This is a genomic window from Afifella aestuarii (assembly GCF_004023665.1).
Lineage (GTDB): Bacteria > Pseudomonadota > Alphaproteobacteria > Rhizobiales > Afifellaceae > Afifella > Afifella aestuarii.
The window spans coordinates 1,380,999-1,407,363 of sequence record NZ_SAUF01000001.1 but is presented as its reverse complement, the minus strand read 5'-3'; the positions used below and the strand labels follow the sequence as shown (position 1 = coordinate 1,407,363).

Genomic DNA, 26,365 nt, shown 5'->3' with positions numbered 1-26,365 from the left:
AGCGTCCGCCCGTCATACAGCCCATGCCCTATGTGCCGAAACATCCGGCACGGGCGGCCGCCTATATCGCGACCTCCGCACTTCTCGGCATCACCCAGGGCCTCGGCACGCAAATGGTCGGGGCCAATCTTTTCCAGATCCAGGGCTCGATCGGCGCGACCCAGTCGGAGACGATGTGGCTGATGGCCGCCTATATGGCGCCTTACGCCTCGCTGGCCCTCGCGCTCGTGAAGCTGCGCCGCCAGTTCGGCCTGCGCCGCTTCGCCGAGCTTTCCATCTTCGTCTTCGTCGTCGTGGCGCTTCTCAATTCTTTTGCGCGCGACCTTCAGAGCGCCGTCATCCTGCGTTTCATCGCCGGCATCTCGGCCGCGCCCCTCTCCGCCTTGAGCATCCTCTACATGATGGAGGTCCTGCCGCGCGAAAAGAAGCTGACGATCGGCGTCTCCTTCGCGATGACGAACCTCACTCTGGCCATGCCGATCGCCCGGCTCATTTCGCCGACGCTCTTCGACATCGACCAATGGCACGGCCTGACGACGTTCGAGCTCGGCCTGTCTATGATCTGCTTTTGCGGCGTCTACATGCTGCCTCTCACCTCGCCGCCCCAGGCGAAGGTCGTCGATCCGCTCGATTTCGTCAGCTATCCGCTCATCGCCGTCGGCTCCGGCTGCATGGCTGTCTTCCTGACGCTAGGTCGCGTCTATTGGTGGTTCGAGCGCGACTGGCTCGGTTGGCTCCTGGTCATCTCGATCGCCTCGCTCACGCTCGCCGCCGTCATCGAGCTCAACCGGAAATATCCGCTCGTCGATATCCGCTGGATCTGCAGCCCGCCGATCCTGCATTTCGCCGGCGCACTCATCATTTTCCGCACCGTGCTCGCCGAACAATCGGCCGGCATTCGCGGCCTTTTCAGCCAGCTCGACGTCACCAACGCGCAGGCCATGCCGCTTTACTGGGTGGTCTTCGCCTGCGTGCTCGCCGGCGGCGCGCTTTCGGCCATGGTCCTGAAACCGGGGCGCGAGCCCGCCATTCACGCCGTCGCCCTCGCAGCGCTCGCTGCCGGCGCCTATCTCGACGGTCAATCGACCAATCTCACCCGGCCCGAGCAATTGATGGTCAGTCAGGGTCTCGTCGCCTTCGGCGGCGCCCTTTTCCTGCCGGCGGCCATGGCCCGCGGCTTTGTCGCCGCCTTCAAGAAGGGCCCGAACTATATCTTGAGCTTCGTCGTCGTTTTCCTGTCGACGCAGAGCCTCGGAAGCCTCTTCGGATCGGCGCTCTTCGGAACCTTCGTGCAGATCCGCGAGAAGTTTCACTCCGAAGCGCTGATCGAAGGTCTGAAATCGACCGATCCGATCGTTGCCGAACGCATCTCCCAGCTTGCCGGAAGCTATGCCGGCGTGCTCGGCGATCACGCACTTATCAAGGCGGAAGGCGCCGCCCTTCTCTCCAGAGCGACGTCCCGCGAGGCCTACATCCTCGCCTACAACGACACCTTTTTGGCCGTCTCCGCGCTCGCCGCGACGGCTCTTCTCGCACTCACGATCCACGTCGCCGTGGTCTGGCTGATGAAACAGCGACAGCCCGCCTCGGCGCCTCAAACCCAGCCTGCGTAATCCCGATGTTCAATTTTCTGCGCTCCTTTTCGACAATCCTCGCCGTCACGATCGGCCTCCTCGGCATCTGCGTCGTGCTCTATGCCTGGCGGCTGCCGCCCTTCACCAGCGCCGTGGAGGTGACCGAGAACGCCTATGTGCGTGGACCGGTGACGATGATCGCCCCGCAAGTGGCGGGCTATGTCACCGAGGTTCCGGTACAGGATTTCGAGACCGTCGAGAAAGGCGATCTCCTCGTCCAGCTCGATGATCGCATCTACAGGCAGAAGCTCGAACAGGCGCGTGCGGAGCTCGATGCGCAGACGGCGGCGCTCGCCAATTCCGAGCAGAGCCGGCATTCCGCCGAAGCGAAACTCCGCTCCACGCAGGCGCAGCTCGCCGGCAAGAAAGCGGCCCTCCAACAGGCGGAGGCGGATTGGAAGCGGGTCGAACCCCTCGTTGATCGCGGCGTCGTCAACAAGGCGTCGGGCGACGAAAGCCGCTCAAGGCGCGATCAGGCGCAGGCCGCCTACGATGAAGCCAAGGCGGAGATCGAAGTGGCGAGACAGGAGCTGCAATCGACCATCGTCAACCGCGCGTCTCTGAAGGCCGCCGTCGAAGGCGCGGAAGCCGCCGTGCACCTTGCCGAAATCGACCTCGACAACACCCACATCACCGCCCCGGCAGGCGGGCGTCTCGGTCAGGTCGGCACGCGCATCGGCCAATATGTCTCCACCGGCACCCAGCTCGTCGCCCTCGTGCCGGAGAGCATCTGGGTCGTGGCGAACTTCAAAGAGACCCAGGTCGCCAAAATGCGCGTCGGCCAGCCGGTGACCTTCACCGTCGACGCGCTCGAAGGCGCCAGTCTTTCAGGCCATATCGAGCGCTTTTCGCCGGCCACGGGGTCGGAATTCAGCGTCATCAAATCCGACAACGCCTCCGGAAACTTCACCAAGGTGGCGCAGCGCCTGCCCGTGCGCATAGCCATCGACCCGGACCAGCCTCTGTCCGAACGCCTTGCGCCCGGAATGTCGGTGGTGGCGACGGTCGACACCGCAGCCAAGAGCACACCCGAAATCGCCGACGAAAACGATAGACCAACCTCGGAGAAAGCCTCCGCCAAAAAGCCGGTCAGGCTCGGCCGCACGGAATCCAGAGCCGGAGGAGCGCGTCTGGAAACCAATTGAGCTCGGTACGCTGAAGGCCCGCCGCACCCCTCAGCGTGCCCGGCCTCGACCTGGAGCGGACCTCCCTTCGCGTCGAGGCCTGGATCGGCCGGCTCTTAACGGGCCGGCCGATCTCATTCCTCGCCCAGTTCTATGGCTCCGATTTATGGTCCTGCGGGCGTCGCGCGGGCGATCGCCACCGCAAACGGTTAGCGTCAGGCCGCGCGCCGGGGAGCGGTCTCGCTTTCCCCGTAAAGCCGGAATTCACGCGGGCGGAAGATCACCTCGCTTCCCGTCTCCACGCCACTGCTCGTCTCCGCAAGCGAAGGCACGTCGATCTCGACGGGATGGTTGCCGCCGACCGCAATCTCGAGCCGCCTGCGATCGGTGAGACGCCGGCTTCCCGTCACCACGCCCACAATGCCGTGCTCGCCCGGCCGGAGCATCTCCACATGGCCGGGCCGGAAGAAGAGCCGTGCGGCGCCCGCCCCTGCGCCGACAAGCCCGCTCGGGCGCCCCGCAACGAGGATGGCACCGCCTGAGAGAGTCACCGGGAGGCTTGAGGATTCGCCGATGAAGCCGTGCACGAAGGGCGAAGCCGGCGCGTCGTAGATGTCGTCTGCCGTGCCGACCTGCTCGACACGCCCGGCATTCATCACCACGACGCGGTCGGCAAGCTCCAGCGCCTCTTCCTGATCATGCGTGACGAAGACCGTCGTATGGCCGGTCCGCTCATGCAGATCGCGCAGCCAGCGGCGCAGCTCCTTGCGCACCTTGGCATCGAGCGCACCGAAAGGTTCATCCAGCAGGAGAACGGCCGGCTCGATCGCGAGCGCCCGCGCCAGCGCCACTCTCTGCCGCTGCCCACCGGACAGCTGCATCGGAAAGCGCTTTTCGAGCCCCGAAAGCTGCACGAGATCGAGAAGCTCCAAGGCGCGACGCCGGATTTCCGTTCGGCCGGGCCGGCTTCCGCGCGGGCGCACCCGGAGGCCGAAACCGACATTGTCGGCGACATTCATCTGCTTGAAGAGCGCATAATGCTGAAAGACGAAGCCGACATTGCGCTCCTGCACGCTCTTGGCCGAGGCATCTTCCTCGCCGAAGAGGATGCGGCCGCGATCGAGAAATTCGAGCCCGGCGATGAGGCGCAGAAGCGTCGTCTTGCCGGAGCCCGAAGGTCCGAGGAGCGCGATGAGCTCGCCCGAGCGAATGGCGAGCGAAATATCGTGCACCGCCGGATAATCGTCGAACGCCTTGGAGATGTTTTGAAGAACGATGTCCATCTGGGCCTCAATGCGCGCGTTCAGCGGCGATCGCACCGGCGAAACGCCATTCCAGGAAGGTCTTCAGGGCAAGGGTGAAAAGCGCCAGGAGAGCGAGCAGCGAGGCGACGGCGAATGCGGCCGCGAAACTGTACTCGTTGTAGAGGATCTCCACATGCAGCGGCATCGTGTTGGTGAGCCCGCGAATGTGTCCGGAGACGACGGAGACGGCCCCGAACTCGCCCATGGCGCGGGCGTTGCAGAGGAGAACGCCGTAGAGAAGCGCCCATTTCACGTTCGGCAGCGTGACGAGCAGAAAGGTCGCAAAGCCGGACGCACCAAGGGACAGCGCGGCTTCTTCGTCGCCACTCCCCTGCTCCTGCATGAGCGGAATGAGCTCGCGCGCCACGAAGGGAAAGGTGACGAAGATCGTCGCGAGAACGATGCCCGGCACCGCGAAGATGATTTCCACGCCGTGCGCGTCGAGAAAGGGACCCAAAAGCCCCTGCGCCCCGAAGAGAAGCACGTAGACAAGGCCGGAAATCACCGGCGAGACGGAAAACGGCAGATCGATCAGCGTGACGAGCAGGCTTTTGCCCTTGAACTCGAACTTGGCGACGGCCCAGGCGGCCGCGATCCCGAAAACCATATTGGCCGGCACCGCGATCGCCGCCACCAGCAGCGTCAGCCGGATGGCGGCGAGCGCATCCGGTTCGACGACCGCCGCAAGATAGGTGGAGATGCCCCCGCGCAGCGCTTCCACGAAGACGGCGACAAGCGGCATCACGAGAAAGAAGCCGAGAAAGACGAAGACGAGGCCGATCAGTGCCGCGCGCACGGCGGGCGCCTCCGTCGTGGCCGGTCGGCCCCGCCGCACCGGCCTCGAGACCCTCAACGACGCGCCCGACAATTCAGCTGCCATAGCCGAACCTCCTGCGGCTCCACGCCTGAAGCAGATTGATGACGAAGAGCATGACAAAAGCAATCGCAAGCATCACCGCGGCGACCGCCGTCGCCCCGGCGTAATCGAATTCCTCCAGTCGTATGACGATCAGAAGCGGCGCGATCTCAGATACATAGGGAATATTCCCGGCGATGAAGATGACCGAGCCGTATTCGCCGACAGCCCGGGCAAGCGCGAGTGCGAACCCGGTCAGGAGCGCCGGCACCAGGGCCGGCACGATCACCTTGAAGATCGTCTGCCGCCGCGTGGCTCCGAGCGTTGCGGCAACCTCTTCGAGCTCGCGGTCGATCTCTCCGAGGACCGGTTCGACGGTGCGGACGACGAAGGGCAGGCTGACGAAGGTGAGTGCGACGACGATGCCCGCCGGCGCATAGGCGACCTTCAATCCGAGCGGTTGTAGAAACTGCCCGACCCAGCCGTTCGGCGCATAAAGCGAGGTGAGCGCGATGCCCGCCACCGCCGTCGGCAGGGCAAAAGGCAGGTCGATGACGGCATCGAGAAACCGGCGTCCGAAAAAGCGATAGCGCACCAGGACCCAGGCAATCAGGGCACCGAAGACGGCATTAATTGAAGCGGCGACAAGCGCTGCGCCAAAACTCAAGCGCAAGGCCGCGAGCGTGCGTGGATCGCTGGCGAGACGCCAGAATTCGGCCGCGCCGAGGCCCGCACTTTTGATAACGAGAGCCGCAAGCGGCACCAGAACGACGAGCCCCAGATAGGCGATCGTGAAGCCGAGTGAGAGACCGAAACCCGGCAGAACGCTTCGCTTCCGCCAGGTCCGAGCGCGCCCGCGCATCTGCCGCCGTCCCTATCGCGCAGGCTGATAGATCTGGTCGAAGACGCCGCCATTGCCGAAATGAGCCGGCTGCGCCTTCTCCCATCCGCCGAAGAGCGGATCATCGATGGTGACGAGCTTGAGATCGGGAAACCGCGCCATATCCGCATTATCGGCGAAGGCCGGCTCTGCCGGGCGGTAGAAATTCTTCGCCACCAATCTCTGCCCCTCCGGCGAATAGAGATAGGCGAGATAGGCTTCAGCCGCCTGGCGCGTTCCAGCTTTGTCGACATTGCCGTCGACGAGGGCGATCGGCGGCTCCGCCTTGATGGAAATCGACGGCGCCACGATCTCGAACTTGTCCGGACCGAGCTCTTTGAGGGCCAGAAAGGCCTCGTTCTCCCAGGTGATCAGGACGTCGCCGATGCCCCGCTGCACGAAGGTGGTGGTGGCGCCGCGTGCGCCTGTGTCGAGCACCGGCACATGCCGAAAAAGCTCGCCCATGAAGCCGCGCATCGCCTCCTCGTCGCCATGAAAAGCCTCATTGGCGTAGGCCCAGGCCGCGAGATAGCTCCAGCGTGCGCCGCCAGAAGTTTTCGGATTGGGCGTGATGACCTCCACGCCCTCCTTCACGAGGTCCGGCCAGTCGTGGATCCCCTTCGGATTGCCCTTGCGGACGAGGAAAACGATGGTCGAGGTGTAGGGCGCGCTGTGATTGGGAAGCCGATCGCGCCAGTTCGCGGGAATCTTCCCGGTCGTCTTGGCGATCGCGTCGATATCGGCTTCGAGCGCCAGCGTGACGACATCGGCTTTGAGCCCGTCGATCACCGCCCGCGCCTGCTTGCCGGAGCCGCCATGCGACATGCGCACGGAGACGGTCTCCCCGGTCTCGGTTTTGAAATGCGCGGCGAAGGCGGCGTTGAACGCCTCGTAGAGCTCGCGCGTCGGATCATAGGAAACGTTGAGGAGCGTGGTGTCGGCGACGGCCGGTGCCGCCATCGCCCAGAGCGCGACGAGCCCCGCCGCAAGAGATCGTTGCATCCTTCGCATGCCAACCTCCATCACCCACCGATCTGGTAGGGATTAATAGCCTACCTTTTTGGTAGGCTATGTCAACGGAGGCGAAACGACCGCGACAAGGGCACCGCAGAAAGGCTCAGGAAGCGCCGAGCGAAACCCCGGCAATCCGATCCACACTGTCCGGATCGGCGATCGCATCGGCGAGCGTGGTCTGGTCGAGAACCGCACGCGCGGAATTGGCGACATGGGCGAAAACCCGGCGCACACGGCATGCGCCTTCGTCTTTGCAATCGGCGCAGCGGCGATAGGCCACCCGGCTGAGGCATGGAAGCGGCGCGATCGGCCCGTCGAAAAGCCGCAGAACCTGCCCAAACGTGATCGTATCGGCCGGCTGCTGCAGGAAATAGCCGCCATTCACCCCACGCCGGCTCTGGATCAGGCCGTCACGCTTCAATTCCATCAGAATCTGCTCCAGGAACTTGCGCGGGATGCGCTCCCCCTTGGCAAGCTCGCCGGCGGAAATGGAATCGCTCTCCATCTCTGCGAGCGCAAGCAGCGCCCGCAGGGCGTATTTGGCCTTCTGGGAAATCATCCGCGCGGACACCTCTGGGCTGGGCTATTTCCTATTAATTGGGTAGTATATTGAAGCCGTTGCGGCAAGCTTGCGGGAGGCATCGGTACGGTCGTTCCAGTCAGCTCTGCGGCGGCTCGGCGCGCCCTCGGTCGGGGTGCATTTCCTCGACGAGGGCAAGCCAGGCCCGCGCCGCATGGGACAGATAGGCGCCGCGCCGCCAGATCATGGCGATATGCCAGGCAGTCTCCGGCTCGTCGAGAAGCACCGAGGCAGCATGGCCCGCCTCCGAGCGCGGCGCAATGATCTGGGGCAGGAAGGCGATGCCGAGGCCCGCCGCCGCAAGGCCGACGATGAACTCGATCTGGCTACTTCGTGCGGCGACCGCGGGCGAAAACCCATGTCGGCGGCAGGCGTCCCCGATGATCCGGTTCAAGCCGAAACCGGCCTCGAAAAGGATAAACGGCTCCTCGCGCACATCCTCGATCTTTATCGTCTGGCGCCCGGCAAGCGCATGGGCTCGGGGCATGACCGCCATCAGCGGCTCGCGCCGCACGCCCTGCCATTCGAAATCCTCCCCAAATGGAAGAAGCGAGGCGGCCATTTCGATTTCGCCCGTCCGCAGCATCTCCTCCAGCCGGTCGCTGCCATGCTCGACGAGGCGCACATCGATGCCCGGAAAGCGCTGGCGATAGATCGCGAAGAGCGGCGCAAACAACGCGCTGCTCGCCACGGGCGGCAGACCGAGCGAGAGAGACCCCTGCTTCAGGCCGCGGATCTCGTCGAGCTCGCGCGCGAGATCTGCACGTTCCGCCAGAAGCTTCACGGCTCTTCGATAGACCACCTCGCCCGGTGCGGTCAGGTGGCTGCGATGACCGATGCGGTCGAGAAGCGGCAGGCCGATCTCGTCTTCGAGCTGCCGCACGGCCTTTGAGATCGTCGATTGCGTGGCGAAAAGCGCCTTCGCGGCGGGCGTGAAACCGCCTTGGCGGACCACTTCGACGAAGGCCCGCAGATTGCGAAATTCCATAACATTCCGATATGGAATGAAGTCCATTCAGTCAATTCATTTTGTCGATTGATCAGCTGCAACTATATGCCGCTCCTTCCAGGAGATTCCGATGACCCCCCGCAGCCTCGCGCTTCGCTTCCGCCGCAGCCTTCACAACAGCCGCCTCGCCCAGATCGCGGCGATCTTCGTGTTCTGGGGCATCGGGGAAACGATCGTGCGCCTTTCGGGGCTTCCGGTGCCCGGCGGCATCATCGGCATGGCGCTCGTCCTCGCCCTTTTGATCTCCGGCCGCCTCAGCCTTTTCAGCATGCGCCGCGGCGCCCAATGGTTTCTGGCGGAGATGATCCTGTTCTTCGTGCCGGCCGTCCTCGCCGTCGTCGATCACCGCGAATTCGTCGGCCTGCTCGGCCTCAAGATCCTGTTCGTCATCCTGGCAGGCACCGCCTCCGTCATGGCGGTCACGGCGCTGACGGCGGACCTCTATTATCGCCGTCGCCTGGCCGCGGAGGACCGCCATGCCCTCTTCGAGTGAAATCCTGCTCCACGGCCTCTTCTGGTCGGCTCTGACGATCGGCACCTATTTTCTGGCAAAGCGCATCTATCTGCGCTGGCGGCAGCCCTTTTTGATGCCGCTCGCGATCACCCCGGCGCTTCTCATCCTGATCGTCGTCACCGCCGACGAGACCTACCGCGATTATATCCGCTCCACCGGCTGGCTCGTCAGCCTGCTCGGCCCGGCCATGGTCGCCTTCGCCGTGCCGATCTACGAGCAGCGCACCCTGATCGCGCGCCACTGGCCGGTCCTCTTCGTCGGCATGCTGGCGGGCACCACCACGGCCATTCTCTCCGGCTGGACCTTTGCAAGCCTCGTCGGTCTCGACGACGCCCTGCGCCTCAGCCTTCTACCGCGCTCCGTTTCGACACCCTTCGCCATGGTGGTCTCCTCCGACATTGGCGGCGCCCCCGACCTCACCGCCGTCTTCGTCGTCCTGACCGGCGTCTTCGGCGCCATCCTCGGCGAGTTGATGCTGACCATCCTGCCGGTCAAATCGGCTCTTGCCCGCGGCGCCCTCTTCGGCGTCGCAGCTCATGCGAGCGGCACCGCCAAGGCCCACGAGATCGGCCACGAGGAAGGCTCCGTCGCCGGCCTCGTCATGGTGCTCGTCGGCCTTTTGAACGTCCTCGTCGCACCGCTGATCGCCCACGGCCTGCCCTATCTCTGAGCCCTTCCACCGGCAGCCGCAGCAGACAGCCGCCCCAGGCCGGCTCCTCAAATCGGCTCTTCAGGCCGCCTTCAGTCTCTCGCCCGCAATCTCGCGCACCTGCCGAAGATCGTCGACGAAGGCACAGTAAGCACTCGCCTTGGCCTCCGCATCCGGCAGTCGCAGAAGATAGGATGGATGCACGGTGAGGAAGCCGGCAAAAGGCGGAAACTCCTGCCGGCCGCGCATCTTCGTCACGGAAACCTGTCGCCCCGAAAGCGCCAGCGCCGCCGTCCCGCCGAGCGTCACGACGAGGCGCGGCGACAAAAATTCAAGCTCCGCCATCAGCCACCAGCGATAATGCTTCACCTCCGACAAGGTGGGCTTCTGGTGGATGCGCCGCTTGCCGCGCATCTCGAACTTGAAGTGCTTCACGGCATTGGTGAGATAAACCGAGCCGCGGTCGATGCCGGCCTCCGCCATCGCCCGATCAAGAAGCTGGCCGGCCGGCCCGACAAATGGCCTTCCCTGACGATCCTCCTGATCGCCCGGCTGCTCGCCGACAAAGACGATGTCGGCATCTAGAGGGCCCTCGCCGAGCACCGCACGCGTCGCTCCCGGCACCGCCCCTGACACCAGCGGTTCCGAGGCAGCGATCAGCGCGTTGAGGTCTTGCAGGCTCTTCGGACGACCCTCACGCATTTTCTGGAGCGCCTTCTCCGGCGCGCGCTTGGGCGACGCGGCCGCCTCGCGCGCGATCATCTCGCGCACCCGCACCGGCGCGAAGCTGACGAGTTCCGGGATCGCCGCCACCTCCGGCATGTCGGCCCAGTAGCGCCGCGGCATATGCTGCGCCATCAATTTGGGATTGGCCCGCGCCGGGTTGAACGTCGCCGCATAATAGGTCCGCCACCCCTCTTCGAAACCGTCGCCGGCAGCGGCCGGGTCGCGGCGCGCCGGCGGCCCTTCGACCAGCTTTTTGCCGTCCCAGTGGAGCGAGCCGTCGGGCGTCAGGATCGACCAGGCCATATTGGCGAAACGCTCGGCGAAAAAAGGCGCGGCCGCAGCCAAGGTGAAATGCACCGGCTCGAAATAGGCGACGAAGCGTTCTTTTTCCTCGATGCCAGAGCTCTCAGTCTCGCCCTCCGTCACGCCTCCCTCCGTCACCACACGGCGAAAGCGCAGAAAGCCATGCATATGATGGATGTCGCGCCGCACCTCCTGCTGCATGCGCGCAAGACGGTAGACGAGCGGATCGCTCGCCACCTCGAGGAGCCCGCGCTCGCCCTTCAGAATTCTCCACACGAGCCGGTAGAGAAGCCCATAGCGCTCGTGGTCGCGGTGACAGACGACATCGGCGATGAGCCGTGTCACGGCGCGCGGCAAGACGACCGGCGGCGCCTCTCCGGCAAGCGGCGCGCCGAAGAGATCCTGCACACCCTCCGCCGCGAAGACGACATCGTCCGGCGCGACCCGGTCGCGCACGAAGATGCGCAGCGCCCGGCGAAAACCGTCGAGATCCGCCCCCGCCTTCATATCGATGCGCACGCGGCTCATCAGAACAGGCTCATTTGCTGGGCCGGCTCGGCGAGCCTTTGCCGCAGATCGAGCCGGTCGATGAGGGAGACGGGCCGGTGGTCCGGCGTGACGAGAAACGGCAGCGCCCGTTTCAGGCCCGCCGTCAGCCGCGCGAGATCTGGAAGTCGCAGCTTCTGGTGCCGGCGCGAGGTGAGAATACGCTCCACGGCCCTCTGCCCGAGCCCCGGCACCCGCAAAAGCATCTCCCGCTCCGCGCGATTGACGTCGACGGGAAAGCGCTCGCGATGCTTCAGCGCCCAGGCAAGCTTCGGATCGACATCGAGCGCCAGCATGCCGTCCTCGCCGCTTTCCGCGACCTCGTCGGCCGAAAACCCGTAAAACCGCATCAGCCAGTCCGCCTGATAAAGCCGGTTTTCCCGGCGAAGCGGCGGCGCCTTCGCCGGCAGAAGCAGGCTCGCCTCGGGGATCGGGCTGAAGGCGGAATAATAGACCCGCTTCAACGCGTAATCGTCATAGAGCCTGGCGCTCGCGCGAATGATCGCGGCATCCTTCACATCATCCGCCCCGACGATCACCTGCGTGCTCTGCCCGGCGGGCGAGAAACGCCGTCGCTCGTCGCGCGCCTCCAAGATGCGCTCATGCATCTGCCCCATCGCCTCGGTGATCGTCCGGTCGTTCTTTTCCGGCGCGAGCGCTTTCAGGCTCGCCCCGCTCGCAAGCTCCAGATTGATCGACAACCGGTCAGCGTACCGCCCCGCCTCCTCGATCAGCCACGGGCTCGCCTCCGGAATGGCCTTGAGATGGATATAGCCCCGAAAGCCGTGGACGCGCCGGAGCGTCTTCGCCACCCGCATCATCTCCTCCATCGTCCGGTCGGGCGAGCGCGCAATGCCGGAGGAGAGGAAGAGGCCTTCGATATAGTTGCGTTTGTAGAATTCGAGCGTGAGCCGCACCACCTCCTCGACCGAGAAACGCGCCCGCGGCACGTTCGAGGAGCGCCGGTTGATGCAATAGGCGCAGTCGAACAGGCAGTAATTCGTCAGAAGGATTTTCAGAAGCGAGACGCAGCGCCCGTCCGGCGTGAAGGCGTGGCAGATGCCGGACGGCGCCGTCGCGCCGAGCCCGTTCTTCCCCGCCTTGCGCTTCGGCGCGCCCGACGAGGCGCAGGACACGTCATATTTTGCCGCGTCCGCCAGAATGCCGAGCTTGGTTGCGAGCTTCTCATCCATGCCGGGATGATGCCATGTTCTTCTTTTGTTCGCAACGGGCTTATGTGGCGCCCGGGCTGAATCAGTCTGTCTGAATCACAATCTCCGAAGTTCAGGCCATCGACCTCAATCGACTCGAGAATTTTCCGCACGCGCCTCCGTCTCCGCGTCCAGCACCGCCCGGATCTCTTGAAGCAAAGGATGAGCGTCGGTCGCGCGCCTCCCATAATCGAGATTGAATCGATAATCGAAGTCGAGCGGGTTAAGCCCCTGATTGTGCTGAAGGATCGTCTCGAGCTTATCGAGCCCCTTGGCGAGCCGCGCCTCCGGCGTCGCCCCCGCCTCATACTCCTCCCAGAGATGGAGGATCGCCTGCCGCCGTGCCGGGTCGAGCGGCGCGGTCAGTTGCAGAAGATCGGCGCGCTCCTGCGCGGCCTTCTCCTCGCCCGGCATCTGCGCAACCGCCGGCACGTCGCCCGACAGCGCTTCGCCGAGATCGTGCACGATCAAGATCTTGAGAAGATGGCCGAAGTCGATGTCGCCGAGATCCTTCTCGAAAACGATCGCCATCAGGGCGAGGCGCCAGGTGTGCGCGGCCGTGCTCTCCGGCCGTCCCTCCGCCGTAAAGCCGGAGCGGAACGTGTCCTTGAGCCGCTCCGCCGCGCGCAGAAAATCGAGGGCGCCGGAAAGATCCTCCTGCCTCATCATCCCCTCACAGCATGCCCGGACGGAAGAGCGCGCTCTTGTCGATGATTTCGCCAGAGACCATGAAGATGCCGCCGCCCTTGTAATGCAGCGTTTCAGGATGTTCCGGCTCCGGCGCCACATGCGCCTTCACCACCTCGAAGACGAAGAAATTGTAGCGCCCGACGAGCGCATCCTCGAACAGCCGGCATTCGAAATTGGCGTGGCATTCGCCGATCATCGGGGCGCCCACCATCTCGGCCGCCTCGGCCGTCAGGCCGAAATCCTTGAACTTGTCGATCCGTTCTCCGGAGGTGTTGCCGATCTTGACGACGGTATCGGTGAGCGCCGTCGTCGGCAGATTGATGACGCATTCGCCACTCGCACGGATGAGCTCGAAGGAATGGTTGCCGGCGGAGATCATGCAGCCGACGAGCGAGGGCGAGAATTCCATGATCGTGTGCCAGCCCATCGTCATGATGTCGTGCTCGCCTTGATGGGCGGACGAGACGAGCACGACCGGCCCGGGCTCCAGATAGCGCCGCACATCCGACACGTCGAAATCGATTTTCTTCACCGCCGTCATCTTCTGCCTCTCCGAAATGGCATGGCTCCATCCCACCGCCGAATGCCGTCTGAGACCCGGTGAGGCCTCGCCAAGGCACGCATGCGGCATAGATGCAGCAACACATCCACTCACATCTCAATCAGGTTCATTCCATGACAGAAAGCACGCAGATACTCCTCGCGTCACGCCCCGAGGGCCGGCCGACGCCAGAGAATTTCCGCACGGAGACCGCGTCCGTGCCGGCGCCGAAGGAGGGCGAAGTCCTCCTCAAGATCCGTTACCTCTCGCTCGATCCCTATATGCGCGGGCGCATGAGCGCGGCAAAATCCTACGCCGCCCCGGTCGAGGTCGGCGCCGTGATGGAAGGCGGCACCGTGGCGGAGGTCGTGGAAAGCCGCGACCCGAACTTTGCCTTCGGCGATATGGTCCTCTCCTATTCCGGCTGGCAGACACATGCGGTCGCAAAAGCCGCTCATCTGCGCAAACTCGATCCCGAGAAGGTACCGGTGACGACCGCCCTCGGCGTCCTCGGCATGCCGGGCTTCACCGCCTATTCGGCGCTTCTCACGCTCGGAAAGCCGAAGGAAGGCGAAACGGTCGTCGTCGCCGCGGCGACCGGCCCTGTAGGTTCCGCCGTCGGCCAGATCGCAAAAATCAAGGGCGCACGTGCCGTCGGCATCGCCGGCGGACCGGAGAAGTGCCGGGCGCTCACGGAAGACTTCGGCTTCGACGCGGCGATCGACCATCGCTCCGAAACATTCGCGGAGGATCTGAAGGCCGCCTGCCCGGACGGCATCGACGTCTATTTCGAAAACGTCGGCGGTGCCGTCTTCGAGGCCGTGCGCCCGCTTCTCAACTTTTATGCGCGCATGCCCGTCTGCGGCCTCGTCTCGCAATACAACGCCACCGGCCCGTTCGAAGGCCCGGACAAGCTGCCGGGCTTGATGCGCGATATCCTGACGAAGAGCCTCACCATCCGCGGCTTCATTCAGACGGAATTCAAGGATCAGATGCCGGACTTCATCAAGGAAATGGGCAGCTGGGTCGCGGACGGACGCATCCGTTACAAGGAAGATATCGTCGAAGGACTGGACAAGGCGCCCGACGCCTTCATCGGCCTTCTGGAAGGCAAGAATTTCGGCAAGCTGATCGTCAAAGTCGCCTGAGCCGACGAAAACACGCCATCACGAAAAAAGCCCCCGCCGCGGCGGGGGCTTTGTCATCACGGAAAGACGTGACGGCCGAGACCGCAACGCCTGAAAAAATCACACCGCGGGTGTGCGCGCCGCCGCGGCATAGGTCGACACGACGCGCTCGATATTGGCAAGGATCAGGGCCTCGGGCGTCGCCGCAAGCCGTCCGTCCGCCACCGCCGGGTAGAGCGCGCCGAGATACTGACTGATGAGCGGCAGCGGCAATTGCCGGCCCTTGAGGCGCGTCAGGAGCGTCGTCACCGCGGCAACGGCCTTCGGCTGCGGCCAGTAATAGCGGATGCGGTCGGAATAGCTGAAATGGCGGTTGATGCGCTTCTCCGCGTCGCTGCCGTGGTAATATTTCGCCCATTCGCGCGGATCGCCGACGAGCACCTCTTCCATCGCGTGCTTCAGCGTCTCTTCAGGCGAAAGCCCGTCGAGCTCGACCGCAATCTGATCGAGCCCGTAAAGCGCCTCGCGATAGGCGAAGGTGAGCGCCGGCCCGACCTTCAGGATCGGAAAGCCATCGTCGACCAGGCCCGCCAGAAGCTCCACCGGCTGATAATCGGTCGAATGCGCCTCGAAGACGAATTGCGGCATCTTCGACAGGACCGCACTCAACGAGGCCGCCTTCGCCCGGTCGTAGAAAACGATGTTCTCGTTGCCGTATTCGACGCCCGGCTGCACGACGACGCCGATGGCGCGAGCGAACGCATCCTCGAGCCCACGCGCAGCAAAAGCCGCACGATGCACCTCGACGGTGGCGAGTGCCGCTTCCGGATCGGTGACGGCAAGCTCTTCGATCTCTTCCATCGCCCCGCCCGGGATCGGCACTTCCGTGCCGATGACATAGACAGGAAGATCGAAGCCCGATGCCTTCGCCGCCCTTTCCGATACGGCGGCAAGCCGCGCCGCCCGCTCCGCCGTCACCTCGTCAGCGAGCGCCACGCTTTCGCCCGCGCATCCCATCGAGGTATCGAGATGGATTTTGGTGAAACCGGCCTTCACGAAGGCCTCCACCATGGCCTCGGCCTTGCCCAGCGCCTCTTCGGCCGGAAGGCTTTTCCAGGGATTGGGACCGAGATGGTCGCCCCCAAGGATGAGCCGGCTCGTGTCGAAACCGACCTTTGAGGCGATCTCTTCGACGAAGCGGCGGAAATCCGCCGGCGTCATGCCGGTATAGCCGCCCTCGTGATTGACCTGGTTGCAGGTCGCCTCGATCAGGACCGGGCCGCCACTCTTGAGGCCATGGCGTAGCGTCGCCTCGATGACCATCGGATGCGCCGAGCAGATGGAGGAAATGCCGACATTCTCATGTGCCTGATGCCGCCTTGGCAGGCTCGCCAGATAGGCCGTGCTCATGCCCTTATGCCTTTGTGTCGTTCGATGAAGTCTTGAAGCTCGGCGCCTGTCGATGTGCCCGACATCGGCCCTTTGACGCCGACGGCGCGCGCCCCGCTCGCATTCGCCATCAACAGCGCGTCTTCGGGCGAGACGCCGCGCAGCCAGAAGGTCACGAAGGTGGCACCGAAACTGTCGCCGGCCCCGGTCGGATCGATCTCATCGACGGAAAACGCCGGCACGCGCGTCTCACCCGAGGCGTCGAAATAGCTCGCCCCTTCACTGCCGCGCTTGATGACCACGGCTTTCGTGCCGCGCGTCAGGATTTCCTCGATCGCCGCCGCCTCCTCCTTCGCCTCGGTGAAGAGGAAGAGCTCGTCGCCGCTCGGCAGGAAGATGTCGGCATTCTCGAAGATATGGACGAGCGCCTCCCGCATGCCCGGAAAATCCAGCATCTCCTTGCGGATATTGGGATCGAAGGAGACGCTGCCGCCTTTCGCCTTCACCCGCTCGACCGCGGTGCGGATCAAGGAAATGATCTCGTCGGAGAAGAGCGACGAGCCCATCACATGCAGATGGTCCGCCGCGCGCAGCATCTTTTCGGCGCCCTGATCGAGGCTCACCTGTCCGCAGGCCGAGTGCCGGATATTGAAGATGAAATCGCGGTTGCCGTCCTCGCGGTAGCGCACGAAGGCGGAGCCGGTGACGGCATCGGGGATGACGGCGATGGCGGAGACATCGACCCCGTCCGCCCTCAGCCTCTCCAGATTCACGGTGCCGAAATCGTCCGGGCCGACGGCGCTGATGAGGCCGCAAGGCTGGCCGAGTTTTGCGACCTGATCGATGAAGATGGCGGGCGCACCGGAAGGGAATGGGCCGACGAGCGTGATCGGCTCCAGAAAGCCGTTGCCGCGCTCCTCGGCCATGATCTCGACGAGCACTTCGCCGATGGTAACGATCTTCTTCATGAGATGAGCGGGCTTCAGCCGCGGTTGGTTTTGGAGCGCACGTCGATCCACACCGCCAGCAGAATGACGAGGCCCTTGACGATGAGCTGGTAGAAATACGGCACCGACAGAAGGCTCATGCCGTTGTTGATGATGCCGATGATGAGCGCGCCGAGAAGCGTGCCGACCATGGTGCCGACGCCGCCGGCAAGGCTGGTCCCGCCGAGCACGGCAGCCGCGATCGCATCGAGCTCGTAGCCGAGACCGGCATTGGTCTGCGCCGAGCCGAGACGCGACGACAGAAGGATGCCGCCGACGGCCGCCATCACGCCGGAAATGGTGAAGATGATCACCTTGATGCGCTTCACGCGGATGCCGGAATAGACCGCCGCTTCCTTGTTGCCGCCCGCGAGATAGGCGCGCCGCCCGAACACCGTCTTGGCGAGAAGCACGAAATTGAAGGCGAAGAGCGCCAGCACGATCCAGATGATGATCGGCAGGCCGAGCCAGTTCTCAGCCCCGATCGCAAGCCAGGCATCGTTGTTGATCGGCGCCGGCAGGCCGCCCGTCGGCAGCGATACGAGCCCGCGAAAAATCCCCATCGTCGCCACAGTCACGATGAACGACGGCAGCAACAGATAGGCCGCGAGCACGCCGTTGAAGGCCCCCATGATCGCGCCGGACAAAAGCGTCAGTCCGAGGGTCGGCCAGAAGCCCAAACCGATCGCGAAACATTGCGCTGCCACCATTCCGGCGACCGCCAGGATCGAGCCGACAGAGAGATCGATTTCGCCGAGGAGAATGACATAGGTCATGCCGAAGGCGAGCACCGCCACCACCGACACCTGCTGCACGATGTTGAGCAGATTGTAGAAGACGAGAAAGCGCGGGCTCAGCACCGAAAAGACGACACAGAGCACGATCAGCGAAGCGACGATGCCGCCATATTCGCGAACGGCCGGCGCCGAGGTGAATTTCGAGACGAAGCTCTTCATGATTGCATTCCTGCGGCGTAGGTCATGACGGTCTCAGGCGTGAGCCCCTCCCCGTCGAGGATGTTGGCGACCTTCTTGTCGTGCATGATGACGAGCCGGTCGGAGAGGCCGAGCACTTCCGGCAGATCGGAAGACACCATCAGGATGGCGGCCCCATCGGCGGCCAATTGCCGGATAATCCGGTAGATCTCGAATTTCGCCCCGACATCGACGCCACGCGTCGGCTCGTCGAGGATCAGGATGCGCGGCTTGATGCGCAGCCATTTGGCGAGCACGATCTTTTGCTGGTTGCCGCCGGAAAGGTTCGCGGCCGGCGTGTCGATCGTGTCGGTCTTGATCGTCAGCCGCGCGACCTCGTCTTCGGCTGCACGGCGCTCGGCGGAGCGCCTGGCAAAGCCGAAGGCGTTCGAGATATCGCCGAGCGACACCATGTTGATGTTGCGCTCAACCGTGTGGGCGAGAACGAGCCCCTCTTCCTTGCGGTTTTCGGTGAGGAAGGCGATGCCGTGCCGGATCGCATCGTCGGGCGAGCGCGGCCGGATCTTCTTGCCATCGAGAAAGATCTCGCCGCCTTCCGGCCGCTTCACGCCGAACAGCGCATTCATGACGTCGGAGCGACCCGAGCCGACCAGCCCAAAGAAGCCGAGCACCTCGCCGGGGCGGGCATCGAACGTCACGTCGTGGAAGAGATGCCCGCCATTCAGCCCATCGACACGCAGGACCGGCTCGACCTCTGGTCCGGGCTTCGGCGCCACGCGCGGCGGGTAGATGTCGTGCATCTCGCGTCCCACCATCATGGCGATCAGCTTGTCGATGCTCGTCTCTTCGCGCGCCATCGTGCCGACGAGCTCGCCGTCGCGGATGACGGTGATGTCGTCGGAAAGCCGCATGATCTCTTCCATGCGGTGCGAGATATAGATGACCGTGACGCCCTTCTCCTTGAGGCGCCCGATCAGCGAGAACAGGATTTCCGCCTCGCTTTCCGACAGCGACGAGGTCGGCTCGTCGAGAATAACGAGATCGGCGGGATAGCTCAGCCCCTTGGCGATCTCGACGAGCTGCCGGCGGGCGATCGAGAGCTGGCTGACCTTGGCGCGAGCCTTGATCGGCAGGCCGAGTTCTTCGATCAGCTCTTCGGCCTTGCGCACCAGTTCCGCGTCATCGATGAAGCCGAAGCGGTTCGGCTCGTGCGTCGCGAAAATGTTCTCCGCCACAGTCATGTGGCGGCACAGGCTCAGCTCCTGGAAGACGATCGTCAGGCCCGAAAGCCGCGCCTCGCGCGGGCTCTTCGGTCGATAAGGCTCGCCCTTGAAGGTAATCTCGCCCGAGGTCTGCGGATGCACCCCGGCGAGGATCTTCATCAAGGTGCTCTTGCCGGCACCGTTTTCGCCGATGAGCGTGTGGACGCGTCCCTTCTTCACCGAGAGCGTCATGTCTTTGAGCGCCGTGACCGGCCCGAAGGTCTTGGTCACGTTGCGGATGTCGAGAACCGTCTCGTCTTGGGGGGCGGTCATGGCGAAAGCTCCGCCGAAGCTGGCAGGAAGACTGGCAGGAAGGCTGTCAGGTGGCGAGGAAGTGCCCGCGCCCACCAGATGAGGGGGTGGGCGCGGGGCACAGGAGGAGAGAGTGGGGGGCGGCTCTCTCCTGACCTCTTCTCGCTACTTGGTCTCGCCGTCCTTGGTGACGACGCCCGGCTCGATCGGCTGCTCGGCCGCAACCTCTTCGCCGTTCATGACCTTGACGGCCGTCTCGACCGCGACCTTGCCCATTTCCTCGGGATACTGCGCGATCACGCCCACCATGACGGGATTGCTGGCGACCGCGTCGCGGGCTTCCTTCATGCCATCGAAGCCGATGACTTTCACCTGGTCCTGAAGCCCGGCGGAGGCGACAGCCGAAGCCGCAGCCAGAGCCGCGTCATCGCCAAAGCCGAAAATGCCGTCGAGATCGGGATGCGCCTGCAAAATGTTCTGCGCCGTCGTCAGCGCTTCAGAACGCGTGATGCCGGCCTGCTGGGCCACAATCTCGATGTCGGGATGCGACTCCATCGCCTTCCTGAAGCCATCGGTGCGGGCGACGACCGAGGCAACCATCGGATAGTCGATGATGGCGACCTTGCCCTTGTCGCCGATCATCTTGGCCATGAGCTCGCCCGCCTTCACGCCGCCGGCATAATTGTCGGTGCCGACATAGGAGGTGACATCGACGTTCTTCGCCGGCACGTCGACGGTGATGACCTTGATGCCGGCCTTCTGGGCACGCCCGATGACGGTGCGCACGCCGGTGGAATCGACCGGCGAGATGACGAGGGCGTCGACGCCCTTGGTGATGAAATCCTCGACGTCGGCGAACTGCTTGTTGAGATCCTGGTTGGCGATCTTGATCTCGAGCGGCACGCCTTCGGCCTGCGCCTCGGCGCGCATGGCGTCAGCGAGCGCGATGTAGAACGGATGCTGCTGGGTCAGGAGCGAAGCCCCGATCCCCTCGGCAGATGCCGGGCCGGCGAACCCGGCGAGCGCGATCCCGGCGGCGAGCAGGGACTTCGAAACGAAACTTTTGAACATAGGCTTCCTCCTGATTATCGGGCGGTGCGCTCCGCCTTTCCTGATGGCGAGCATGAACGGCGCCCGATCACTGGCTTTGTCGCGAACGGCTTTTCTCGTCGCGCCGAGGCGCCAGCTTCCGATCTTCGGGTCATCTCACCGCGCATCACCGGCAGCGGCGAAAGCCGTGCCTAGAGAGGCGAAAACGGGACCACGACAAATCTGAACCGGCACATGCGCGGGCACGGGCCGCGCCTCCTTTCATCAAATTGTTATTGACGCCAGATGACACTTCATGGGACAAAATGTCAATTTAAATTTGTCGCGCGTAAAGAATTGGAATGTCGCGTGCCAGATAACTTGTCCGTGACCGCCCACCTCTCGTCACGGCAAAAAGGAGCGTGGCCGATTGTCTTCGTTTTGGATTGAGCCGGAAATCGGTTCAATCATGCCGAATTCCTTCGCCGTCCGAATCTCCTGGCCGGCCCAAAGCAACGCCAACCTCGACAGAGACAGCTGCGGAACCTCCCGATGAGCGGCAAGAAAATCAGGAACATGGAGGATTTCGCGGCCGCCGCCGGCATCTCCCGTCCGACCATCTCCAAGTACTTTCAGGACCCGAGTTCCGTGCGCGCCTCCACCCGGCAGCGCATCGAGGAGGCGCTGGCGCGCCACAATTATCAGCCGAACATTTTCGCGGTGAACCTGAACCGCCGCAATCCGCGCAACATCGGCGTCATCGTCCCCCACATCTCCGACCCGTTCTATGCGGAGATCGTCAGGCAGATCGAGATTTCGAGCCTTCGCCAGGGCTATTGGGCGATCGTGTTGAGCTCGCACGGCGAGCCGGATCTGGAGGCAAAAGCCATCCAGATGCTCCAATCTCTGAAGCTCTCGGGCGCCGTCGTCGCGCCGCTCGGCTACGAATCCGATGCAGGCCTCATCCGCGAGCTGCGCCAGGCGATGCCGCTCGTCTTCCTCGATTCGCGCGCTGCCGAAGACCAGCCCTTCGTCGGCACCGACAATGCGCAGAGCGTCTCCTTGATGGTGGAATATCTCTGCCGCACCGGCGAGCGCCCCTGCTTCCTCGAAATGCCGCGCGTCAACCGCAACGCCACGGAACGCCGCGCCGCCTATGAACGGGCGATGGCCAATCTCGGCTTCGAGGCGCATGTGCTCTCCGTGGAATCCGCCGACTGGGATTTTGAAACCGTCGGCTTTGAGGAGACCAACAAGATCCTCGCCCGCGGCGGCTTTCCGACGCGCTCGGTCCTCTGCGCCAACGACCGCCTCGCCTTCGGCGTCATGGCGGCCGCCTATCAGCGCGGTCTCAAGATCGGCCGCAGCGCCGACGCCGATCTCCGGGTCGCGGGCCATGACGATCATCCCTTGAGCCGCTACACCTGTCCTGCCCTGACGACTGTTGCCCAGGATTATTCGGGGCTTGCGACCACAAGCCTGAAACGTCTTCTCGATATGATCGGCAAATCCGACGAAACGCCGTCGAAAACGGAACCAGCCGGGCCGACGCTTCTTGAAGCAAAGCTGATCATGCGCGATTCCGCCTGAGGCACGCGCTCACGGTCCTGAGCACCGGGGCCTACGCAAATCTCAACCTCTCACCCGAACGAGGCCATCCTGTCCCCTTCCCGCTCGCTCAAAGGCGCTCTCCTCATCGACCTCGACGGCACGGTGATGGACAGCGATCCCTATCATTACGAGGCCTTTCAGAAGATCGGTGAGAAATACGGCGCCGAGATCGACGAAGAGATCTTCCGCACCCGCATCTCCGGACACACCAACGACGAGATTTGCGCCGAACTCTTCCCCCATATCGACGCATCGCGGCACGCCGACATCGCCGATGAGAAGGAAGCGCTGTTCCGCGAGCTTCTGGAGCGGGGTGCGGAGCCGATCGCCGGGCTGCCCGAGCTTCTCTCCTGGGCCCGCGACAAGAGCTGGGGGCTCGCGCTCGTCACCAATGCGCCGATCGCCAATCAGCAGGCGATCCTAGCCGGTGTCGGGCTTTCCGACGCGTTCGACATCCTGATCTCCGCTGACGAGCTTCCGCGCGGCAAGCCGGATCCACTGCCCTATCAAACGGCGATGGAGCGGCTCGGCGTCGCCCCTGAAAACTCGGTCGCCTTCGAAGATGCGATCCCGGGTTTGACGGCAGCCGTGAAGGCAGGCGTGCCGACCGTCGGCCTTCGCTCGAGCCTTGAAGAGAAGGCTTTGCTGGACGCGGGTGCGGCACTTGCAATCCGCGATTACCACGATCCGCGCCTGCGGCCCTTCCTTCTCTCCCACATCGAACGCTGAAGCAGCGCGCCGCGGGCGCCTTGCAAGAAGCATCGGCGGCACGCACTCAAACCGGTATTAAGCCGGCAAATCGTTAGGTATTTACGAGACCTGCCAGTCTTTTTTTAACCGCAACTGCGTATGCCTGTCGTGGTGGCCCTGCAGTTTGGGCGATGGCATTCAAAGAGAGACATTCTGGCAGGCAGCGTCTCCGCCAGCCAGCGCCATAGACCCGAAGGCGAGACACCGTCTCCAGGAGCGCAGATGTCGGCCCCCACTTCCGGATCGATCCACAACCGCTTTCGTAAGCGCTGCCGGCGCGAGCACGACTGGATCTACGAACTCATCAATCGCAATGAGCCGCTCTCGTCCGACGAAGAGGCGGAGCTGATCCTGCGTGTGCATTCGCTCGCCGGGGCGGGCGGAACTTTCGGCTATCCCGAAATCAGCGAGCGCGCTTTGCGGGCCGAGCAGGTAATGCGGCGAACTTCCTGCACCTGCGCAGAAAGCCGCGAAGCGCTTGAAGCCCTGCTTCAGGCTCTCGAGGCGGCCGCGGAAGAATAGCCCGCGGCGCCGGCCTCACATTCTTCAGCTCAAATAACTGCGGGCCTGCTCGGCAAGCGTCATCGGATCGAAGGGCTTCCGGATGACGCCGGCCGCACCGATCGCCATGAAGCGAGCGATCTCCGTCGTCTGCGTCTTCGCCGTGACGAAGACGATCGGCACGTCAGCGGTCCGCGGATCGGCTTTCAGCTGCTTCAGGGTTTCCGGCCCATCCATACCCGGCATCATCACATCGAGCAGAATGAGATGCGGCTCGAACTTGGGAGCCTCGACGAGCGCTTCGGTTCCCGACGAACAGGTGCGCACCGTGAATGCCTCGTCGAGTTCGAGCGATAGCGCAGCGACCTCGCGGATATCCGGTTCGTCGTCGACATAAAGCACACGAAAGTTCATCTGATGGCTCCCATTTCGCGGCGTTGCGCGGCCTCATCCTTTTCAAGGTGCTCGAAGGCGAGCTTGCGCACCAGATCGGCGATCGCCTTCTCCGACGTCCGGGTCTTCGTCATCGCCGCCTGCACCCGTTTGGCGACATCCTTTTCCGCATCGGCAGCAGAAAAGATGATCACCGCCGTCCCGCTCGGGATCGTGCCGAGAAGGCAGGCGCCCTGTCCGTCCGGCAGGCCGAGATCGAGGATGACGAGATCGAACGTCGTGCGCGAGAGAGCGGCTTTCGCTTCTGCGATCGTGCGCGCCTTGACGACCTGCATCTCCTCGCCGAGTTCGGCCGCCATCACCTCCAGAAGGCTGTCGTCGTCTTCCACATGCAGGATGGAGGGGCGCCGGTGCGACAGACGCGCCGCGATCACTGACGCCGCCCGCCGCAACTCCTCCATGTTCCTGGGCCGCTCCAGCCACGCGGCCACCCCGACGGCAGAGCCGTTGAGCACCCGCTGCGCATCGTCGATGCTGGCCGAAATCATGATGACCGGCATGCCTCGGTCGGCGGTCGCATCGCAGAGTTCGCGAATGAGCGACAAACCCGCCTCGTTCTCCAGATCGAGATCGACGATCACGGCCAGATAATCCTTGGCAGCAATGTCGCGGCGTGCAGCTGCGACATTGCGGGCGATCGTGCTCTGAAAGCCTTCCTGCTGCAGGTTCTCGGCAATCAGTTCCGCAACGTCCTCGGCATCTTCGCAGATCAAAACCGTCCGCGACGTCTCGGCGGGCAAAGACATCTCAACCGCCGGCGATGCCTCGCGCGTGACGTGCCATTCGGGAAGATCGACATGGAAGACGGTGCGGACGTCCGGCTCGCTCTCAAAGCTGATGTCCCCGCCGGAGCGCTCCACGATGGCTTTCGCAATATTGAGGCCGAGGCCGGTGCCGCCCTTCTGGCGTGTCGCCGAGGAATCAGCCTGCTCGAAGCGTCGGAAAATACGGCTCCTGAAGGCTTCGGGAATGCCCGGCCCGTTGTCGATGACGGAGATGCGCAGACTGTCGCCATGGCGGCATAGATTGACGACGACGGTCCCGTCTTCCGGCGAATATTTGATGGCATTCGACAAGAGGTTCGTCAGCACCTGATGCAGCCTGTCGGGATCGACGTAGAGATTAGCATCCGGTGCATCGTCGACGACGCTGATCTCGACATTCCGGTCCGCAAGATAGTCGCGGCTCGCCTCCACCGCCTGTTCGACGGCGGGATGAAGCCCGACCGGTATCGGTTCGAAGGGCATGCGCCCGGACTCGATTTTTTCGATATCGAGGATATCGTTGATGAGGCGCACGAGCCGTTCCGAGTTGGAATGCGCGATGTTGATCAGGCTCGCGGCCTTCTTAGGCAGCTCGCCGGCCGCACCGCCGGCGACAAGGCCGAGAGAGCCGCGGATGGAGGTGAGCGGCGTGCGCAATTCGTGGCTGACCGTGGAGATGAAATCGTTCTTCATCTGCTCCATGCGCTTGCGGTCGGTGATGTCGAAGAGCGAGCCGTCCCAGATCACCTTGCCGCTCGGATCCATGCGGGGTTTGGCGGCAATACGCACCCACACCTTGCCGCCACCGCGAACGGCGAGCTCGGCTTCCATCACCCAGGACTGCATGCTGCTCGCCGAAGTGGCGAGCTTTTCCCTCACCCGGGCCAGATCATTGGGCGAAAACAGGCGGTCGATATGCGAGGAATCCGCCAGCAATTCCTCCACTCCGATGCCGAGGAACCGCTTCACGCCCGCCGACACATAGGTGAACGAGGCAGAGCCCGGCCGCTCCTCCTTGAGCTGAAAGAGAACCCCCGGCGCGTTGTTGACCATCGCCTGCAGCAACAGCCGGCTTTCGCCATAGGCGGCGATTGCCCAGCGTCTCTGCAGATCGCCCAGGAACAAAAGCCCGAGCACGATGACAGCGACGAAGTTGGTCGGCACCAGCAGCGACAGAAGGGAGAAGGCCATCTTCCCCGACAGATTCGGGATGAAGACGAGCAGGAGCGCCGGCGTCGCCGCTGCGATCGCGGCAAGCGCAAAGAGCCCGCCGATGTTGAGCCGCCCCTGATATCGCCGGTTGATGACGAACCAGACGACCGTCGAGCCAGCGCCCACGACAAGGATCGCGAAAATGCCGGCGACCATCCCGGCCCCGCCGAACCAGACGCGCATGGCAACGAGCATCGCGCCCGTGACGACCGTGCTGATCGGCCCGCCGAGACCAGCAGAGAGCGCCATCACGACATTGCGCGCATCCACCACGATGCCCGGCGCAAGCACGATCGGCGCCGCCATGCTCAACAATCCCGTCAATCCGAAAATCAGACCGGTGACGCCGCCCTTCAGCCAATGCGACCGGTCGAGCCGCGGCCCGAGAAACGACAGCGCCAGGATGGCGAGCGTCACAAGAGCCGCACTCTCGATCATATGGATAAACTGGAGCATTCTAATATCTTCGCCGCCTGCGCATCTTCACCCGTCAAAGTTGATGGAAAGGCTTAA

Annotated in this window: 25 protein-coding genes; 8 read left to right on the top strand and 17 right to left on the bottom strand. The window is 63.8% G+C overall.

All coding sequences use genetic code 11. From position 1 onward, the window contains the following. The first annotated feature begins 23 nt into the window (after positions 1–23). Positions 24–1,613: an efflux MFS transporter permease gene (locus EO094_RS06570; RefSeq protein WP_128291854.1), complete on the top strand. Its 1,590-nt coding sequence runs from the start codon at positions 24–26 to the stop codon at positions 1,611–1,613. 5 nt (positions 1,614–1,618) lie between these two features. Continuing rightward, positions 1,619–2,779, top strand: a complete 1,161-nt coding sequence (locus EO094_RS06565; RefSeq protein WP_128291432.1) for an HlyD family secretion protein — start codon at positions 1,619–1,621, stop codon at positions 2,777–2,779. 194 nt (positions 2,780–2,973) lie between these two features. Here EO094_RS06565 and EO094_RS06560 read toward each other — a convergent pair whose 3' ends face one another. From EO094_RS06560 to EO094_RS06535, 6 genes are all read right to left on the bottom strand, one after another. Beyond that, positions 2,974–4,041, bottom strand: coding sequence for a sulfate/molybdate ABC transporter ATP-binding protein (locus EO094_RS06560; protein ID WP_128291431.1), 1,068 nt, complete (start codon positions 4,039–4,041; stop codon positions 2,974–2,976). A 7-nt stretch (positions 4,042–4,048) separates the two neighbouring features. Further along, the gene (cysW, locus tag EO094_RS06555; RefSeq protein WP_128291430.1) at positions 4,049–4,942 is read right to left on the bottom strand and encodes a sulfate ABC transporter permease subunit CysW; all 894 of its coding nucleotides are present in this window, start codon (positions 4,940–4,942) and stop codon (positions 4,049–4,051) included. Then, positions 4,932–5,780 carry a sulfate ABC transporter permease subunit CysT gene (gene cysT, locus EO094_RS06550; RefSeq protein ID WP_128291429.1) on the bottom strand — a complete coding sequence of 283 codons (849 nt, stop codon included), beginning with the start codon at positions 5,778–5,780 and terminating at the stop codon, positions 4,932–4,934. The genes cysW and cysT overlap by 11 nt, the downstream gene beginning before the upstream one ends. Positions 5,781–5,792: 12 nt before the next feature. Then, positions 5,793–6,800, bottom strand: coding sequence for a sulfate ABC transporter substrate-binding protein (locus tag EO094_RS06545; protein WP_281275230.1), 1,008 nt, complete (start codon positions 6,798–6,800; stop codon positions 5,793–5,795). Positions 6,801–6,915: 115 nt separating this feature from the next. Next, complete coding sequence (locus tag EO094_RS06540; RefSeq protein WP_128291427.1) at positions 6,916–7,371, bottom strand: RrF2 family transcriptional regulator; 456 nt, start codon at positions 7,369–7,371, stop codon at positions 6,916–6,918. Positions 7,372–7,471: 100 nt separating this feature from the next. Next, complete coding sequence (locus EO094_RS06535; protein ID WP_128291853.1) at positions 7,472–8,380, bottom strand: LysR family transcriptional regulator; 909 nt, start codon at positions 8,378–8,380, stop codon at positions 7,472–7,474. Positions 8,381–8,471: 91 nt separating this feature from the next. On the opposite strand from EO094_RS06535, the gene EO094_RS06530 reads away from it, so the two are divergent. Together EO094_RS06530 and EO094_RS06525 are read left to right on the top strand one after the other, a co-directional pair. Then, complete coding sequence (locus EO094_RS06530; protein WP_128291426.1) at positions 8,472–8,894, top strand: CidA/LrgA family protein; 423 nt, start codon at positions 8,472–8,474, stop codon at positions 8,892–8,894. After that, positions 8,878–9,585, top strand: a complete 708-nt coding sequence (locus EO094_RS06525; protein ID WP_128291425.1) for an LrgB family protein — start codon at positions 8,878–8,880, stop codon at positions 9,583–9,585. The genes EO094_RS06530 and EO094_RS06525 overlap by 17 nt, the downstream gene beginning before the upstream one ends. A 60-nt stretch (positions 9,586–9,645) precedes the next feature. On the opposite strand, the gene EO094_RS06520 is transcribed toward EO094_RS06525, so the two are convergent. From EO094_RS06520 to EO094_RS06505, 4 genes are all read right to left on the bottom strand, one after another. Continuing rightward, a complete protein-coding gene (locus tag EO094_RS06520) occupies positions 9,646–11,121 on the bottom strand; it encodes a UdgX family uracil-DNA binding protein (RefSeq protein WP_128291424.1) in 1,476 nt (491 codons plus the stop codon). Next, positions 11,121–12,332, bottom strand: a complete 1,212-nt coding sequence (locus tag EO094_RS06515) for a putative DNA modification/repair radical SAM protein (RefSeq protein ID WP_128291423.1) — start codon at positions 12,330–12,332, stop codon at positions 11,121–11,123. Before EO094_RS06515 ends, EO094_RS06520 begins: the two co-directional genes overlap by 1 nt. A gap of 105 nt (positions 12,333–12,437) precedes the next feature. Next, complete coding sequence (locus tag EO094_RS06510) at positions 12,438–13,016, bottom strand: HD domain-containing protein (protein WP_425455846.1); 579 nt, start codon at positions 13,014–13,016, stop codon at positions 12,438–12,440. Positions 13,017–13,023: 7 nt separating this feature from the next. After that, complete coding sequence (locus tag EO094_RS06505) at positions 13,024–13,581, bottom strand: flavin reductase family protein (protein ID WP_128291421.1); 558 nt, start codon at positions 13,579–13,581, stop codon at positions 13,024–13,026. Between the two features lie 134 nt (positions 13,582–13,715). On the opposite strand from EO094_RS06505, the gene EO094_RS06500 reads away from it, so the two are divergent. Further along, entirely contained in the window at positions 13,716–14,729 is a 1,014-nt protein-coding gene (locus tag EO094_RS06500) for an NADP-dependent oxidoreductase (RefSeq protein ID WP_128291420.1), read from the top strand. Positions 14,730–14,828: 99 nt separating this feature from the next. On the opposite strand, the gene EO094_RS06495 is transcribed toward EO094_RS06500, so the two are convergent. From EO094_RS06495 to EO094_RS06475, 5 genes are all read right to left on the bottom strand, one after another. Continuing rightward, entirely contained in the window at positions 14,829–16,118 is a 1,290-nt protein-coding gene (locus EO094_RS06495) for a D-tagatose-bisphosphate aldolase, class II, non-catalytic subunit (RefSeq protein WP_128291419.1), read from the bottom strand. Continuing rightward, the gene (locus EO094_RS06490) at positions 16,115–17,065 is read right to left on the bottom strand and encodes a tagatose kinase (RefSeq protein ID WP_128291418.1); all 951 of its coding nucleotides are present in this window, start codon (positions 17,063–17,065) and stop codon (positions 16,115–16,117) included. The genes EO094_RS06495 and EO094_RS06490 overlap by 4 nt, the downstream gene beginning before the upstream one ends. Before the next feature lie 14 nt (positions 17,066–17,079). After that, on the bottom strand, positions 17,080–18,039 hold the full coding sequence (locus EO094_RS06485; protein ID WP_092810799.1) for an ABC transporter permease: 960 nt from the start codon (positions 18,037–18,039) through the stop codon (positions 17,080–17,082). Next, positions 18,036–19,553, bottom strand: a complete 1,518-nt coding sequence (locus EO094_RS06480; protein WP_128291417.1) for a sugar ABC transporter ATP-binding protein — start codon at positions 19,551–19,553, stop codon at positions 18,036–18,038. Before EO094_RS06480 ends, EO094_RS06485 begins: the two co-directional genes overlap by 4 nt. A 144-nt stretch (positions 19,554–19,697) precedes the next feature. Further along, a complete protein-coding gene (locus EO094_RS06475; RefSeq protein WP_128291416.1) occupies positions 19,698–20,603 on the bottom strand; it encodes a substrate-binding domain-containing protein in 906 nt (301 codons plus the stop codon). Positions 20,604–21,113: 510 nt separating this feature from the next. Here EO094_RS06475 and EO094_RS06470 point away from each other — a divergent pair. The 3 genes from EO094_RS06470 (at position 21,114) to EO094_RS06460 (ending at position 23,444) form a co-directional block, all read left to right on the top strand. After that, a complete protein-coding gene (locus EO094_RS06470) occupies positions 21,114–22,151 on the top strand; it encodes a LacI family DNA-binding transcriptional regulator (RefSeq protein ID WP_128291415.1) in 1,038 nt (345 codons plus the stop codon). A 39-nt stretch (positions 22,152–22,190) separates the two neighbouring features. Next, positions 22,191–22,901: an HAD family hydrolase gene (locus EO094_RS06465; RefSeq protein ID WP_342772734.1), complete on the top strand. Its 711-nt coding sequence runs from the start codon at positions 22,191–22,193 to the stop codon at positions 22,899–22,901. A gap of 243 nt (positions 22,902–23,144) precedes the next feature. Next, positions 23,145–23,444 (top strand): Hpt domain-containing protein, encoded by a 300-nt coding sequence (locus tag EO094_RS06460; protein WP_164879569.1) that lies wholly within the window; start codon positions 23,145–23,147, stop codon positions 23,442–23,444. Positions 23,445–23,468: 24 nt separating this feature from the next. Here EO094_RS06460 and EO094_RS06455 read toward each other — a convergent pair whose 3' ends face one another. Both EO094_RS06455 and EO094_RS06450 read right to left on the bottom strand, forming a co-directional pair. Further along, positions 23,469–23,837 carry a response regulator gene (locus tag EO094_RS06455; RefSeq protein ID WP_128291412.1) on the bottom strand — a complete coding sequence of 123 codons (369 nt, stop codon included), beginning with the start codon at positions 23,835–23,837 and terminating at the stop codon, positions 23,469–23,471. Continuing rightward, complete coding sequence (locus EO094_RS06450) at positions 23,834–26,308, bottom strand: ATP-binding protein (protein ID WP_128291411.1); 2,475 nt, start codon at positions 26,306–26,308, stop codon at positions 23,834–23,836. The genes EO094_RS06455 and EO094_RS06450 overlap by 4 nt, the downstream gene beginning before the upstream one ends. Positions 26,309–26,365: the final 57 nt, after the last annotated feature.